The 13,043-nt window shown below is 59.2% G+C and carries 14 protein-coding genes; 11 read left to right on the forward strand and 3 right to left on the reverse strand.

Features of this window, described 5'->3' with window-relative positions; all coding sequences use genetic code 11:
* The first annotated feature begins 354 nt into the window (after positions 1-354).
* From hemE to DBR16_RS12845, 5 genes are all read left to right on the forward strand, one after another.
* On the forward strand, positions 355-1,398 hold the full coding sequence (gene hemE / locus DBR16_RS12825) for a uroporphyrinogen decarboxylase (RefSeq protein WP_407657720.1): 1,044 nt from the start codon (positions 355-357) through the stop codon (positions 1,396-1,398).
* Between the two features lie 2 nt (positions 1,399-1,400).
* Positions 1,401-2,438 carry a ferrochelatase gene (gene hemH / locus DBR16_RS12830; RefSeq protein WP_109261625.1) on the forward strand — a complete coding sequence of 346 codons (1,038 nt, stop codon included), beginning with the start codon at positions 1,401-1,403 and terminating at the stop codon, positions 2,436-2,438.
* On the forward strand, positions 2,431-2,895 hold the full coding sequence (locus DBR16_RS12835; RefSeq protein ID WP_109261626.1) for a CopD family protein: 465 nt from the start codon (positions 2,431-2,433) through the stop codon (positions 2,893-2,895). Before hemH ends, DBR16_RS12835 begins: the two co-directional genes overlap by 8 nt.
* Positions 2,896-3,207: 312 nt before the next feature.
* Positions 3,208-4,485 carry a transcription termination factor Rho gene (gene rho / locus DBR16_RS12840; RefSeq protein WP_407657726.1) on the forward strand — a complete coding sequence of 426 codons (1,278 nt, stop codon included), beginning with the start codon at positions 3,208-3,210 and terminating at the stop codon, positions 4,483-4,485.
* A 7-nt stretch (positions 4,486-4,492) separates the two neighbouring features.
* Positions 4,493-5,119 (forward strand): glutathione S-transferase family protein, encoded by a 627-nt coding sequence (locus DBR16_RS12845; RefSeq protein WP_109261628.1) that lies wholly within the window; start codon positions 4,493-4,495, stop codon positions 5,117-5,119.
* On the opposite strand, the gene DBR16_RS12850 is transcribed toward DBR16_RS12845, so the two are convergent.
* Together DBR16_RS12850 and DBR16_RS12855 are read right to left on the reverse strand one after the other, a co-directional pair.
* On the reverse strand, positions 5,116-5,952 hold the full coding sequence (locus DBR16_RS12850; RefSeq protein ID WP_109261629.1) for a glycerophosphodiester phosphodiesterase family protein: 837 nt from the start codon (positions 5,950-5,952) through the stop codon (positions 5,116-5,118). The two genes, DBR16_RS12845 and DBR16_RS12850, sit on opposite strands and share 4 nt — an antisense overlap.
* Positions 5,953-5,964: 12 nt before the next feature.
* On the reverse strand, positions 5,965-6,663 hold the full coding sequence (locus DBR16_RS12855) for a dienelactone hydrolase family protein (protein WP_109261630.1): 699 nt from the start codon (positions 6,661-6,663) through the stop codon (positions 5,965-5,967).
* Between the two features lie 83 nt (positions 6,664-6,746).
* Here DBR16_RS12855 and DBR16_RS12860 point away from each other — a divergent pair, with 83 nt between their 5' ends.
* From DBR16_RS12860 to DBR16_RS12885, 6 genes are all read left to right on the forward strand, one after another.
* A complete protein-coding gene (locus DBR16_RS12860; RefSeq protein WP_109261631.1) occupies positions 6,747-6,983 on the forward strand; it encodes a DUF6489 family protein in 237 nt (78 codons plus the stop codon).
* A 5-nt stretch (positions 6,984-6,988) separates the two neighbouring features.
* The gene (gene mnmE, locus DBR16_RS12865) at positions 6,989-8,314 is read left to right on the forward strand and encodes a tRNA uridine-5-carboxymethylaminomethyl(34) synthesis GTPase MnmE (protein WP_109261632.1); all 1,326 of its coding nucleotides are present in this window, start codon (positions 6,989-6,991) and stop codon (positions 8,312-8,314) included.
* A gap of 88 nt (positions 8,315-8,402) precedes the next feature.
* Entirely contained in the window at positions 8,403-10,265 is a 1,863-nt protein-coding gene (gene mnmG, locus DBR16_RS12870; RefSeq protein WP_109261633.1) for a tRNA uridine-5-carboxymethylaminomethyl(34) synthesis enzyme MnmG, read from the forward strand.
* A gap of 1 nt (position 10,266) precedes the next feature.
* Positions 10,267-10,917, forward strand: coding sequence for a 16S rRNA (guanine(527)-N(7))-methyltransferase RsmG (gene rsmG / locus DBR16_RS12875; protein ID WP_109261634.1), 651 nt, complete (start codon positions 10,267-10,269; stop codon positions 10,915-10,917).
* The gene (locus DBR16_RS12880) at positions 10,910-11,752 is read left to right on the forward strand and encodes a ParA family protein (protein WP_109261635.1); all 843 of its coding nucleotides are present in this window, start codon (positions 10,910-10,912) and stop codon (positions 11,750-11,752) included. The genes rsmG and DBR16_RS12880 overlap by 8 nt, the downstream gene beginning before the upstream one ends.
* Positions 11,749-12,621 (forward strand): ParB/RepB/Spo0J family partition protein, encoded by an 873-nt coding sequence (locus DBR16_RS12885; protein ID WP_109261636.1) that lies wholly within the window; start codon positions 11,749-11,751, stop codon positions 12,619-12,621. Before DBR16_RS12880 ends, DBR16_RS12885 begins: the two co-directional genes overlap by 4 nt.
* Here DBR16_RS12885 and DBR16_RS12890 read toward each other — a convergent pair whose 3' ends face one another.
* Positions 12,622-12,993, reverse strand: a complete 372-nt coding sequence (locus DBR16_RS12890) for a hypothetical protein (protein WP_109261637.1) — start codon at positions 12,991-12,993, stop codon at positions 12,622-12,624.
* Positions 12,994-13,043: the final 50 nt, after the last annotated feature.

A 13,043-nucleotide genomic window follows, 5' to 3' on the forward strand; every position in this document is an offset into this window, starting at 1 on the left:
TCTCATCCCCGATCATCGGGGAAAGCCGCCCGTCTTGTCCATTCCGAATTCACAGCGGACCTGATGTGTGGACAAATGGCCGGCAGATACCGAAATTGACATCCACAGGCTTTTTATCCACACGTAATCCCGCTACAATATAAATTAACATATTGAATAAAAGAAAGAATTAAGGTTTTCCTGTTTTGTAAACAGAAGACCATTCTGATTTTAATAAACAGTCAGGAATTGCGTGAATTCCGGGGAAAAGTCACTTCCCCACACAACCCACACACCAACGACTCTCACAATCAATAAAACAAGATTCTGTAAGAAAGGGGGAGAAGTGATTAACGCGGATTGCCTTCCGGCATATTGCCCCCTAACCCTCCGGTCATGACCAAAAGCATTCTGAAAGTTCTGAACGGAGAAGCGCTCGATCAGCCGCCGGTATGGCTGATGAGACAGGCCGGGCGCTACTTGCCGGAATACCGGGAAGTCCGGTCCGGTGCGAAGAGTTTCATCGACTTCTGCCTGACGCCGGATAAGGCAACAGAAGTCACCTTGCAGCCCATCCGCCGCTTTAACTTTGATGCGGCAATCTTGTTTGCCGATATTCTTTTGATCCCAATGACTTTGGGCCGCAAGGTCTGGTTCGAGACCGGTGAAGGCCCGAAGCTTGATCCATTGTCAGCAGACGACATTGCCGGCCTAGAGATCGGTGATGTCGAGGCCATACTCGGACCGGTCGGTCAGACCGTCGCCAATCTCTCGGTCGCACTTCCGGCAGAGACGGCATTGATCGGATTTGCCGGCTCGCCCTGGACGGTCGCGACCTACATGATCGAAGGCGGCGGATCAAAAGACCGCTGGAATGCACGGCGGATGTATTGGCAATATCCTCAGGCCATGGCGCGTCTGCTTGACCTGATCGCCGACGCCACAATCCGCTATCTGGTGATGCAGGCCAGAGCCGGGGCCGAAGTGCTGAAACTCTTCGATAGCTGGGCGGAAGGGCTGCCGCCGCCCATGTTCGAGGACATGGTCATCCGTCCGACACGCCGCATTGTTGATGGCCTCCGGGCAGCCGGGATTACCTGTCCGGTTATCGGCTTTCCGAAAGGGGCCGGGCCGAACTATATCGGCTATGCAGAGCGTAGTGGTGTGACCGCCCTGGCGCTTGATCACGGTCTCAATACGCAATGGGCCTTGGATAATCTGCCGGAGCGCATGCCGCTGCAGGGACAACTGGACCCTGCCGCGCTTCGCGCCGGGGGGGAAGCGCTTGACGCTGAAATTGATCGGATCATTTCCGCTTTCCGGGGCCGGCCGCATATATTCAATCTGGGCCATGGCATAACACCGGATGTTCCGGTTGCGCATGTCGAGCAACTGGTGCGGAAAATCAGAGGCGAATAGGCATGGCGCGCAAGATTGCGATCGTATTGTTCAATCTCGGTGGACCGGACGGTCCGGATGATGTGAAGCCCTTTTTGCGCAATCTTTTCCGTGATCCTGCCATTATCGGCGCACCCGGGCCGGTCCGCGAAGCGCTGGCCTGGTTTATTTCCACAATGCGGGCACCATCGGCCCGGAAGAATTACGAGCTGATGGGCGGAGGATCTCCCCTCCTGCCGGAATCGCAAAAACAGGCCAAGGCCCTGATTGGCCGGCTGAAGGCCGAAAATACGGGCGACGAGTTCAAGACCTTTATCGCCATGCGTTACTGGCATCCCTTTGTGGAAGAAGCCGTCAGTGCGGTGAAAGATTGGGGTGCCGATGAAATCGTGCTTCTGCCGCTCTATCCGCAGTATTCAACCTCGACGACGGGTTCGTCCTTGACCGGATGGCAGCAAGCCGGTGGTGGCGAAGCCCGGATTGTCTGTTGTTATCCCGGCCACCCGGATTTTATCAAGGCCCATGCTGATCTGATCCGCGACAAGTGGACCGCGGCCGGAGCGCCGGACAATATACGTCTGCTGTTTTCTGCACATGGCCTGCCGGAGCGGACCGTCAAACAGGGCGATCCCTATCAATGGCAGATCGAGCAGACCGCGGCGTCTGTTGCGCAAGCGCTGCCGGAATTGCCCGACTGGCAAATCTGCTATCAGTCCCGGGTTGGTCCGCTGAAATGGATCGGCCCGTCCACTGAAGACGCAATCAGTCAGGCCGCCCGCGACGGAAAAGCCATCCTGCTCACCCCGATTGCCTTTGTTTCGGAACATATCGAGACGCTGGTCGAGCTGGATGATGAATATGGTGAACTGGCTGCTGAAGAAGGAATCGGAACCTATTTGCGGGTGCCTGCACTGGGCATTCATGAAGGCTATATCGAGACCCTGGCGCAGTTGACACTGGAGGCACTGAACGGTCCCGCAGGTCTGAAACCGCCTTGCGGCAAACGGCTTTGCCCGGCAGGTTTTTCCAAATGCCCCAATCATGTGAGCGGACATGTCTGAAGTCGTGATCGCCGCCTATGACTGGCTGCGCGGTTTGCACATCCTGGCGGTCATTGCCTGGATGGCGGGCCTGCTCTACCTGCCGCGCCTGTTCGTCTATCATTGTACGGCAATACCGGGGGGGGAGCTCGACGAGGTCCTCAGACTTCAGGAACACCGCCTCCTGAAATTCATAATGAATCCGGCCATGATTGCGGCCTGGATTTTTGGCCTGTTACTGATCTGGTCGAATGCCGAGCGCTCTGGTGGCTGGTCTGTCTTTTTGCAATGGGATTGGGCCGTGAAATTCGCAGCCATCTCCCTGATGACAGGTCTGCATCACATCTTTGCAATCCGGAAAAAGCACTTTGAAGCCGGCACCAATAACTGGCCCCAGCGGAAATACCGCATTTACAATGAATTGCCTGCGATTCTGGCCATTATCACTGTTCTGATTGCGACGGTCGCTCTGCGCTAGTTCCGGCTTGACGCCGAACCCCGCCTGTGTCAGTCGTCAGGAAAGTTTCGCGACCGCGAAATTCCTTTCCCGGTGTGCGCCAGACCAGCGGCGAACCCGGAGACCCTGACACACCCGTTTTTGACTGTTCCGCTGCGTGGCGGAATCCGTCCGATAAACAGGCCAGATTGAAACATACCTCCCCCTTTTCGACACAAGTGAGTCCCGATGTCTGATTATAATGACGATATGGAATCTGATGACGACGATCTCGATAACGAGAACGATTCCGATCTGGATGAGTCCGAGGCAGAACCGAAAACCTTGCCGGACATGCTGGCCGGCATGACCCGCATGACCCTTCAGGAATTGAAGGAGAAAAAGCCCACGGAATTGCTGGAAATCGCCGAGGCCCTCGACATCGAGAATGCGGCAACCATGCGCAAACAGGGCATCATGTTTGCGGTCCTGAAAGAAGTGGCTGAGCGCGGTGTCGAGATTTCCGGTGGCGGGACTCTTGAAATTCTCCAGGACGGTTTCGGTTTTCTGCGATCGCCGGAAGCCAATTATCTGGCCGGGCCGGACGACATCTATGTCTCGCCGAACCAGATCAAGAAATTCGGCCTGCGCACCGGAGACACCGTTGAAGGCGAGATCCGCGCGCCGCGGCGTGGCGAACGCTATTTCGCGCTGCTCAAGATCAGCCTCATCAATTTTTCTGATCCGGAAGCTGCGCGTCACAAGATCCATTTTGACAATTTGACGCCGCTTTATCCTGAAGAGCGCTTCAATCTGGAACTGCCGGACCCCACCAAGAAGGACCGGACCGGCCGCGTGATCGATATTGTGGCCCCGATCGGCAAGGGCCAGCGGGCCCTGATTGTGGCGCCGCCGCGGACGGGCAAGACGATGATTCTACAGAACATCGCCAATGCCATCGAGACCAATCACCCGGACTGTTATCTCATCGTGCTTTTGATCGACGAGCGGCCCGAGGAAGTGACCGACATGCAGCGCACCGTGAAAGGCGAGGTCGTCTCCTCGACTTTTGATGAACCGGCGACGCGCCACGTGCAGGTGGCCGACATGGTGATCGAAAAGGCCAAGCGCCTGGTCGAACATGGCCGCGATGTGGTCATCCTGCTCGATTCCATCACCCGTCTCGGCCGCGCCTACAACACGGTGGTTCCCTCATCCGGCAAGGTTCTGACCGGCGGTGTCGACGCCAATGCCCTGCAGCGACCGAAACGTTTCTTCGGTGCCGCCCGGAATATCGAGCATGGCGGCTCGCTCTCCATCATCGCCACGGCCCTGATCGATACCGGCTCGCGCATGGACGAGGTGATTTTCGAGGAATTCAAGGGGACGGGCAATTCGGAAATCGTTCTCGACCGCAAGGTTGCTGACAAGCGCGTTTTCCCGGCCATCGACATTCTCAAATCCGGCACCCGCAAGGAAGAGCTGCTCGTTGACAAGGTCGATCTTCAGAAAACCTATGTTCTGCGCCGCATCCTCAACCCGATGGGCGCCCAGGATGCGATCGATTTCCTTCTGTCCAAGCTGAAGGAAACAAAGACCAATTCGGAGTTCTTCGACTCCATGAATACATAGGCTGATCATGCCGGCACCAGATATCACGCTCTATTACGCACCTCTGACGCGGGCCATCCGGCCGCGTTGGGTGATGGAGGAAATGGGCCTTCCCTACCGGCTGGAGCGCCCGGACTTCAAGCACGGAAATGTCGGCGGCGATGCGTTCAGGGAGATCAACCCGCTGCAGAAAATCCCGGCCATGCGGGATGGCAGCACGCTGATGCTGGAATCGCTGGCGATGATGCAGTATCTCGCTGGGAAATACGGTCCGACGGATCTGGTTGTGACGCCGGATGAGCCGGATTATGCCCGCTATCTGGAATGGCTGCATTTCGGGGAGGCCAGCATGGTCATGGCGAACAGCCTGATGCTGGCCCACACAATGCTGTTACCCGAAGACAAGCGCAATCCGGATCTGGCGCGCTGGGCCAGATATGAGTTCGACAAGCAGGCCAGCGTCATAGCAAGCCGCGGCCTTGAGGGCCGCGAATGGATTGCGGGCGGCCGTCTGACATTGGCCGACATGTCGATTGTCTACATGTTGCTTCTGGTGAAACTTGTGAAGCAGTTCGATGACGTGCCGGACGAACTCAAAGCCTATTTCAAACGCGTAACGGCGCTGGATAGCTGGAAACGCGCCACCGCCGATTAATCGGCGCGGCAATAGGAATCCCATCGTCCGAATGCACGCACGGCCGCTTCCGGATCGTCGGATGCCAGCAATTCAACATGTTGCGCGTCGATGAAGGCGTAATCGATCGAGCCGTCGGCTTCTGCAGGGAAATCATGGATGGCGGTTTCGATTCCCTGCCCGGTCAGGAAGGCTTCGGTGCGTGCGTCGGGAACACCCCGCCCGGCCCAGGCCAGCAGGGATGAAAACTGCAGCTCGCTGTTGAGTACAATGTCGCGGTCCGTGAATGGCAGGGAAATGCCGATATCGGTTGAAACGGCCTGGATCGCGCCCGCCTCATCAACATCATAAATGATGATCAGGCTCTGGCCTGCCATTCCCTCTGCAAGTGCGAGTTCGGCAATACGGGCGGGAGAGAGGCCTTTCAGGTCGAGCTCGAGATAGAGTCCGGTCTCGCGGGCAATTTCGAAAGCCTCTGCCAGCGTCGGGATGCGATCGGCCGTCCTGTGGCCTTCTGAATCGACCAGGTAATGCGCCTGCAAATCTTCCAGCGTCTGCTCCGCGACCGCCCCGCTTGCGGTCGTCGTCCGGTCCAGTGTCGCGTCATGCATCAGGATAATTTCACCATCCGCGGTTTCACGAAGGTCGATTTCGGCAAAAGCCGCGCCCAGCTCTGCGGCCCGGCGCAAACCGGACAGGGAATTCTCCGCAATTCCCGGTGCGAATCCTCCCGCCCGATGGACGGCCACCAGAGTCACATCGGCCTCGCGCGCGCAATCAAGCAGGCCGCTGACGGGCAAGAGGCCCGGCGTGATTTGCAAGCTCAGAAAAATCAGTGAAACGCCGGGAAACATGGTGCGCCCGTCCTATCCGAGATGCGCCTGCAGGAAGGCGCGGGTGCGTGTATTGGCCAGATCGGCCGCCTTTGCATCAAAATGTGCGCCGCCCTGCCGGGCAAAGGCGTGATCATTGTCCGGATAGTCATGAAGTGTGACATGCGGATTATCGTCCAGCCCGTCATGCATCGCTTTTTGGGCTTTGGAATCCACAAATTCATCCTTGCCCGCGACATGCAGCATCAGATGCCCGGAAATATTTCCGGCCTCCTCCAGATACTCCGGAATTTTGACGCCATAATAGCCAACGCAGGCATCTGCGTCCGTGCGGCAGGCCGTGAGATAGGCCAGCAAACCGCCAAGGCAGTATCCAATCGCGCCCACCTTGCCATTGGCGGCCGGATCGCGGCGGGCCAGATCAAGGGTTTCCGCAATGTCTTTGACCCCGGCATCTGGATCAAATTTACCGAACAATTCAAAGGCTTTATCCCATTCTTCCTTGGTCTGGTCGGTAATGTCTATGCCCGGCTCGATTCGCCAGAAAAGATCCGGGCAGATGGCGACATATCCCTGATCCGCTAGATCATCGCAGATATCGCGCATCACCTGATTGATGCCGAAGATTTCCTGAATGACGATAATCGCGGGGCCTTTGCCGCCCTTCGGGGCGGCGCGATAGGCTTGGAATTCGCCATCAGGGCTGTGGATCGTGATCATTTCGGATGCCATGAGGTCTCTCCCTCGATTTGCTTTTTGCAGCGTGCCGGTTGAGAGGATATAAGCTTGAGCGCCGACAACAAGGGAAGCCGTCCATGAAGGTCAAGATTGATATCGATTGTACACCGGCCGAGGCTCGTGCCTTTTTCGGCCTTCCCGACGTTACGCCGCTGAATGAGGCGATGGTCAAGGAAATGTCCAGACGCATGAAGGACAATATGTCCTCGCTCGAACCGGATGTGTTGATGAAGAACTGGATGAGCTTCGGCGGCCAGATGCAGGATCAGTTCATGACATTGATGCGCCAGGCCGGACAGACACCCAAAGAATAGCGCTCATGTCACCCGATACCATATTTGCCCTGGCCACGCCGCCGGGACGCTCGGGCGTGGCCGTGATCCGCCTTTCCGGTCCGCTGACAGTGGAAATTCTCGATTCGACGCTCGGCGGACAGCGTCCGGAACCGCGAAAAGCGGCCCTGCGCTTGATCCGTGATGCCGGCGGACAGGCCATTGATCAGGGCTTGATCCTGTTCTTCCCCGGCCCGGCCAGCTTTACCGGTGAGGATTGTGCCGAATTCCAGATTCATGGCGGCCCGGCGATCATCGAGGCTTTGCTGGATCGCCTGCTTGAGCTGGGAGGCCGGCCGGCCGAAGCGGGAGAATTCACCCGCCGCGCCTTCGAGCATGGCAAGCTGGACCTCACCGAAGCGGAAGGGCTGGCTGATCTGGTCGACGCCGAGACATCGGCCCAGCGCGAACAGGCGCTGGCGCAGATGACCGGTGCGCTCAAATCACTTTACGAGGACTGGCGCGCCCGACTGGTGTCGATCATGGCCGCCATCGAGGGCGAGATCGACTTTCCCGACGAGGAAGGTGTGCCGGATCATCTGGCACAGACGGCCCGAACGGCGATCCAGTCCCTTCAGGATCAGATGGCGCGTCATCTGGACGACAATCATCGCGGCGAGAAAATCCGCGACGGTTTCAACATCGCCATTATCGGCCCGCCCAATGCCGGCAAGTCGAGCCTGTTGAACGCAATGGCCGGGCGGGAGGCGGCCATTGTGACCGATATTCCCGGCACCACGCGGGACATTGTCGAGGTCCGCACAATTCTGGGGGGTTTTGCGGTGACTCTTGCTGACACGGCGGGACTGAGGTCGGCTCAGGACATTGTTGAGCAAGAAGGGATAAAGCGTGCGCTGACTCGTGCTGACTCTGCGGATTTGGTGGTGGGTGTGCTGGATGGAAGTGTTGTCTGGAATCAGGAGATGACTCGAGTCTTGGAGAAATCCCATCTTTTGGTGGTGAACAAGTCGGATCTGGACTGCAGACTGACTCTCCCTGACTCTGGTGTGGCGGTGATTCACGCTGCGATCACGGAGGGCGAGGGGATTCCGGACATTGAGCGCTGGCTTGAGTCAGAAGTGACGCAACGTCTCGGGCGGCGGGAGATGCCGGCCCTTTCCCGCGCCCGCCACCGCCGGAATGTGGAGCAGGCGTTTGCGGCGTTGACGCGGGCGGCGGACTCGCTGGATCAGCCTGAACTTGCGGGTGAGGATTTGCGCCTGGCCACGTGGTCCCTGGAGAGCCTGACCGGGCGGGTGGATATCGAGGATGTGCTGGGCGAGGTCTTTTCCCGCTTCTGTGTCGGAAAATAGCTTTGTGTTCCACGTGGAACACGGCCCCCTCCCCTCGACTCCGGCGTGCGGAGACATTACATAGCGCGCCCCTGATGGAGTTGATGCGATGACCTCGAAATGGGACGTCATCATTATTGGTGGTGGCCATGCCGGCTGCGAAGCGGCAGCGGCGAGCGCACGCTTGGGCGCGCGCACGCTCCTGCTCACCCACAATCCCGGGACAATCGGCGAAATGTCCTGCAATCCGGCGATTGGCGGTCTCGGCAAGGGGCATCTGGTCCGCGAAATCGACGCCATGGACGGCATTATGGGCCGGATCGCAGATGCCTCCGGCATCCAGTTCCGCCTGTTGAACCGCTCCAAGGGTCCGGCTGTACGCGGCCCCCGCACCCAGTCTGACCGGCGGCTCTATCGGGAAGCCATGCAGGCCGAGCTCGCGGCAACACCCGGCCTGACCATTGAGGCGGCCGCCATCGAGGATCTGATGGTTGAGGACAGCGGCCGGGTGACGGGCGTGATCGCTGCGGATGGCCGGCGCTGGCCCTGTCAGGCCGTGGTTCTGACCACTGGCACCTTCCTCAAAGGCGTTATCCATCGCGGACTGGAACGCACACCGGCGGGCCGCTTCGGGGAAAAGCCGGCCATCGGCCTGTCCGACCGGCTCTACGGGCTGGGTTTCCGGATGGGCCGTTTGAAAACGGGAACACCTGCCCGGCTCAAGGGGTCGACCATCAACTGGTCAGCACTGGAACGCCAGCCGGCGGACGAAACCCCTTTGCCCTTCTCCTTTCTGACGGACCGGATTTCGGTCCCACAGATCGAATGCGGTATTACCCACACGACACCGGAAACCCACCGCATTATTGCCGAAAACCTGGATCAGTCCGCCGTCTATAGCGGTGGCATTTCAGGCCGGGGCCCCCGTTATTGCCCGTCCATAGAAGACAAGATCCATCGCTTCGCCGACAAGGACAGTCACCAGATTTTCCTCGAACCGGAGGGGCTGGACACAGATCTGGTCTATCCCAATGGCATATCGACCTCTTTGCCCGATGACGTGCAATTGCAATTCCTGCGTACCATTCCCGGTTTGGAGACTGTCGAGGTCGCGCGCTATGGCTATGCCATTGAATATGACTATGTCGATCCGCGCGAATTGACGGCGGACCTCCAGGTCCGCGCGGCCCCCGGCCTGTATCTCGCCGGCCAGATCAATGGCACGACCGGATATGAGGAAGCGGCCGCCCAGGGTTTGATGGCCGGCCTCAATGCAGCGCGCGCCGCACATCAGGAAGATCCCGTCATTCTGAGTCGGTCTGACGCCTATATCGGCGTGTTGATCGATGACCTCGTGACTCGAGGTGTCAGTGAGCCTTATCGCATGTTCACCAGCCGGGCTGAATACCGATTGTCCCTGCGCGCAGACAATGCGGATCAGCGCTTGACTCCTCTTGCCATCAGCCTCGGAGGTGTGTCCCCCGAGCGCACGCAGCGCTATGCGCGCAAGGCATCCCGTCTGGACGCCGGACGGGACGTGATCAGCCGACTCTCACTGACACCGAAAGAAGCCGGATCCGTGGGCATTGCCGTCAATCAGGACGGACGCCGGCGGACGGCCAGGGAATTGCTCAGCTATCCGGAGGTCGGCTGGCCGCAGATCGTGACCGCCTTTCCGGAGCTGTCTGAAGTTGACCCGGGGATCGGAGAGCAATTGGCCATCGAGGCCATCTACGCGAATTACCTGCAGCGGCAGGATGCCGACATACTGGCCTTCCGGCGCGACGAAGCCATCACCCTGCCGGCCGGCATCGATTTCGATCTGATCGGCGGTCTGTCTTCGGAAGCCCGGGAAAAGCTGAAAGCTGCCCGCCCGGCCACACTTGGCCAGGCAAGCCGCATTGAAGGTGTCACGCCGGGCGCGGTCACCGCGATCCTGGCCCATATCAAATCTGCCCGGCGGGCCGGCTAGCATGGGGTTCGGGCCAGAAGAGTTCCGGAAAGCCACCGGTGTTTCACGTGAAACACTCGCGGCCTTCACCATCTGGCATGACATGCTGGCCGAGGCCAACACGGCCACCAATCTGGTCGGGCGCTCGACCATGGACGATTTCTGGAAACGTCATGCCCTCGACGGTTTCCAGCTCATCGATCACGCCCCGCAGGACGGGCTGTGCTGGCTCGACCTTGGGGCGGGCGCAGGCATCCCCGGCCTGGCACTGGCGCTGGCGATGAAAGACCGCGGCCTGACGGCATCCAAACTGGTCATGGTCGAATCGGTCGGCAAGAAGGCGCGATTCGTTCAGGCCACGATCGATGCCACGGGCGCGCCGGCCCGCATGGAAAACTGCCGTGTTGAAGCCTTGGATCAGACGGAAAAATTCGATGTCATTACGGCCCGCGCCGTCGCTGCACTCGATAAATTGCTCTGGTATGCCTATCCACTGTTGAAAACCGGCGGAATCTGCCTCTTTCCCAAGGGGCAGCGCTACCGTCAGGAATTGACGGATGCCAATAAATACTGGACCTTCGACGCAGATGTTCGGCCAAGTCAAACCAGTGAGGAAGGAGTCATACTCCATATTTCCTCCCTCCGGCCGAAGAAGGGAAACCGGCATGCCTGAGCTTCACCGCGTCAAAGCGCCCAAAGTGATCGCCATCGCTAATCAGAAAGGCGGGGTCGGCAAGACCACCACAACGATCAATCTGGGAACGGCGCTGGCCGCGATCGGCAAGCAGGTCGTGATTCTGGATATAGACCCGCAGGGCAATGCCTCCACAGGTCTCGGCGTACCGCCAGCTGACCGCAAGATCACGACCTATGATGTGCTGGTGGGAGAGCAGCCACTGGAGCGGGCCCTGGTCGATACGCTCGTCCCCGGCCTGTCGCTGGCCCCCTCCGACCCGGATCTGTCCGGGGCCGAACTGGAGCTCGCTTCGGCACCGCGCCGGTCGTACCGCATGCGGCATGCCATCGACCGGCTCCGCAAACGCCTGAGCGATGCAAGTCAGCATTGCGATTATGTCCTGATTGACTGCCCGCCCTCGCTCAATCTGTTGACGGTCAATGCATTGACATCTGCTGACTCTGTGCTGGTGCCGTTACAGTGCGAATTCTTTGCGCTCGAGGGTCTCAGCCAGTTGATGCGCACCATTGATCTCGTCCGCACCAACCTCAATCCACGGCTCGCCGTCCAGGGCGTCGTTCTGACCATGTTCGACAGCCGCAACAATCTCTCCGGTCAGGTCGAGGCCGATGTGCGCGAACATTTCGGGGATCAGGTCTACAAGACCCGCATTCCGCGCAATGTCCGGGTCTCGGAGGCGCCCTCCTTCGGCAAGCCGGCCCTGCTCTATGATCTCAACTGCTCCGGCAGTCAGGCCTATATCGCGCTTGCAAAAGAAATCGTCCAGCAAGAAAAACGTCAAAGTATTGAAAACGAAAGAGTTCCGGCATGACTGCTGAACGCACACGCGGTCTCGGCCGCGGCCTTTCCGCGCTTCTGAATGATGGCGATTTGGCCGATGCCCCCGCGGCCGGCTCGAAATCGGCTCAAATGCTTCCCATTGAGGAGATCAGCGCCAACCCGGATCAGCCGCGCCGCACATTTTCCGAAGACGATCTCAAATCGCTGGCCGCCTCCATAGCGGAAAAAGGCCTGTTGCAGCCGGTCCTTGTCCGTCCTGCCCCCACAGGCGTCGGCTATCAGATTGTGGCGGGCGAACGCCGCTGGCGCGCGGCACAACTGGCGCGTCTGCACGAAATTCCCGTGCTTGTCCGTGATCTTACTGATCGCGAAACGCTGGAAATCGCCATTGTCGAGAATGTCCAGCGGGCCGACCTCAACCCCGTGGAGGAGGCGCGGGCCTACAAGCAGCTCGTCGACCGCTTCGAGCACACACAGGATGAAATTGCCCGCGCCGTCGGCAAGAGCCGCAGCCACATCGCCAATATGATGCGCCTTCTGGCTCTTCCCGCCAGCGTGCTGGAGCACCTGGCCTCAGGCCGCCTGACCATGGGCCACGCGCGGGCGATCGCCACTGCGCCGAACCCCGAAGTCCTCGCCGACAATATCGTAAGCCAGGGCCTCAGCGTGCGCCAGGCCGAAAATCTCATGAAAGCGCCGCAGGACAAAAAGGCACCGGAAACCAAAGCCGTGTCATCTGCAAAGGACGCGGATACACGCGCACTGGAACAGGATCTGTCCCATCGGCTTGGCCTCACAGTCGAAATTGATCATGGCAAGGGTGAAGCGGGTCGCGTCACCATCAGCTATTCGCGGCTGGAACAGCTCGATGATATCTGCCGCCGCCTGAATGCGGGCTGATCAGTTCAGCCCGGTCAGATCATCATCGGCATCGTCGCCATTATCGCGGTCCTGACGGCGGCGTCCGCCGAAATCGTCCGGATCAGCATCCTCGCGCCGGCGGCGATCGGCAGCCCCGAGCCCGGTCAGTCCCAGCCCCAGCGATCCGGCATCCCGGTCATCCAGCCCCGGATCCAGCCGGATCTTGCGCCCCGGCCTGGCCATCCAAGCATAGAGCAGCACGCATCCAATCGCTGATACTCCGATAAAGATAAGAGCAGCGACCCATCCATTACGCCCCTGCGGGTGCATGAACAGGGTGAACACATAGGTCAGGAAGACAAACAGGCCAATCGAAACGATGGCGGCAAAGACGCGGCGGACAAATCTCATATCGGCCTCCCTGATCACAGCCAGACTGTCCGGACCATACGGCCAAAACA

It is taken from the genome of Hyphobacterium indicum (assembly GCF_003129605.1).
Lineage (GTDB): Bacteria > Pseudomonadota > Alphaproteobacteria > Caulobacterales > Maricaulaceae > Hyphobacterium > Hyphobacterium indicum.

What these genes read in the sequence shown, in the direction of transcription:
- hemH (WP_109261625.1), top strand. Translation starts at nt 1,401, where the DNA reads ATGGCGCGCAAGATTGCGATCGTATTGTTCAATCTCGGTGGACCGGAC.
- DBR16_RS12835 (WP_109261626.1), top strand. Translation starts at nt 2,431, where the DNA reads ATGTCTGAAGTCGTGATCGCCGCCTATGACTGGCTGCGCGGTTTGCAC.
- rho (WP_407657726.1), top strand. Translation starts at nt 3,208, where the DNA reads ATGCTGGCCGGCATGACCCGCATGACCCTTCAGGAATTGAAGGAGAAA.
- DBR16_RS12845 (WP_109261628.1), top strand. Translation starts at nt 4,493, where the DNA reads ATGCCGGCACCAGATATCACGCTCTATTACGCACCTCTGACGCGGGCC.
- DBR16_RS12850 (WP_109261629.1), bottom strand. Translation starts at nt 5,952, where the DNA reads ATGTTTCCCGGCGTTTCACTGATTTTTCTGAGCTTGCAAATCACGCCG.
- DBR16_RS12855 (WP_109261630.1), bottom strand. Translation starts at nt 6,663, where the DNA reads ATGGCATCCGAAATGATCACGATCCACAGCCCTGATGGCGAATTCCAA.
- DBR16_RS12860 (WP_109261631.1), top strand. Translation starts at nt 6,747, where the DNA reads ATGAAGGTCAAGATTGATATCGATTGTACACCGGCCGAGGCTCGTGCC.
- mnmE (WP_109261632.1), top strand. Translation starts at nt 6,989, where the DNA reads ATGTCACCCGATACCATATTTGCCCTGGCCACGCCGCCGGGACGCTCG.
- mnmG (WP_109261633.1), top strand. Translation starts at nt 8,403, where the DNA reads ATGACCTCGAAATGGGACGTCATCATTATTGGTGGTGGCCATGCCGGC.
- rsmG (WP_109261634.1), top strand. Translation starts at nt 10,267, where the DNA reads ATGGGGTTCGGGCCAGAAGAGTTCCGGAAAGCCACCGGTGTTTCACGT.
- DBR16_RS12880 (WP_109261635.1), top strand. Translation starts at nt 10,910, where the DNA reads ATGCCTGAGCTTCACCGCGTCAAAGCGCCCAAAGTGATCGCCATCGCT.
- DBR16_RS12885 (WP_109261636.1), top strand. Translation starts at nt 11,749, where the DNA reads ATGACTGCTGAACGCACACGCGGTCTCGGCCGCGGCCTTTCCGCGCTT.
- DBR16_RS12890 (WP_109261637.1), bottom strand. Translation starts at nt 12,993, where the DNA reads ATGAGATTTGTCCGCCGCGTCTTTGCCGCCATCGTTTCGATTGGCCTG.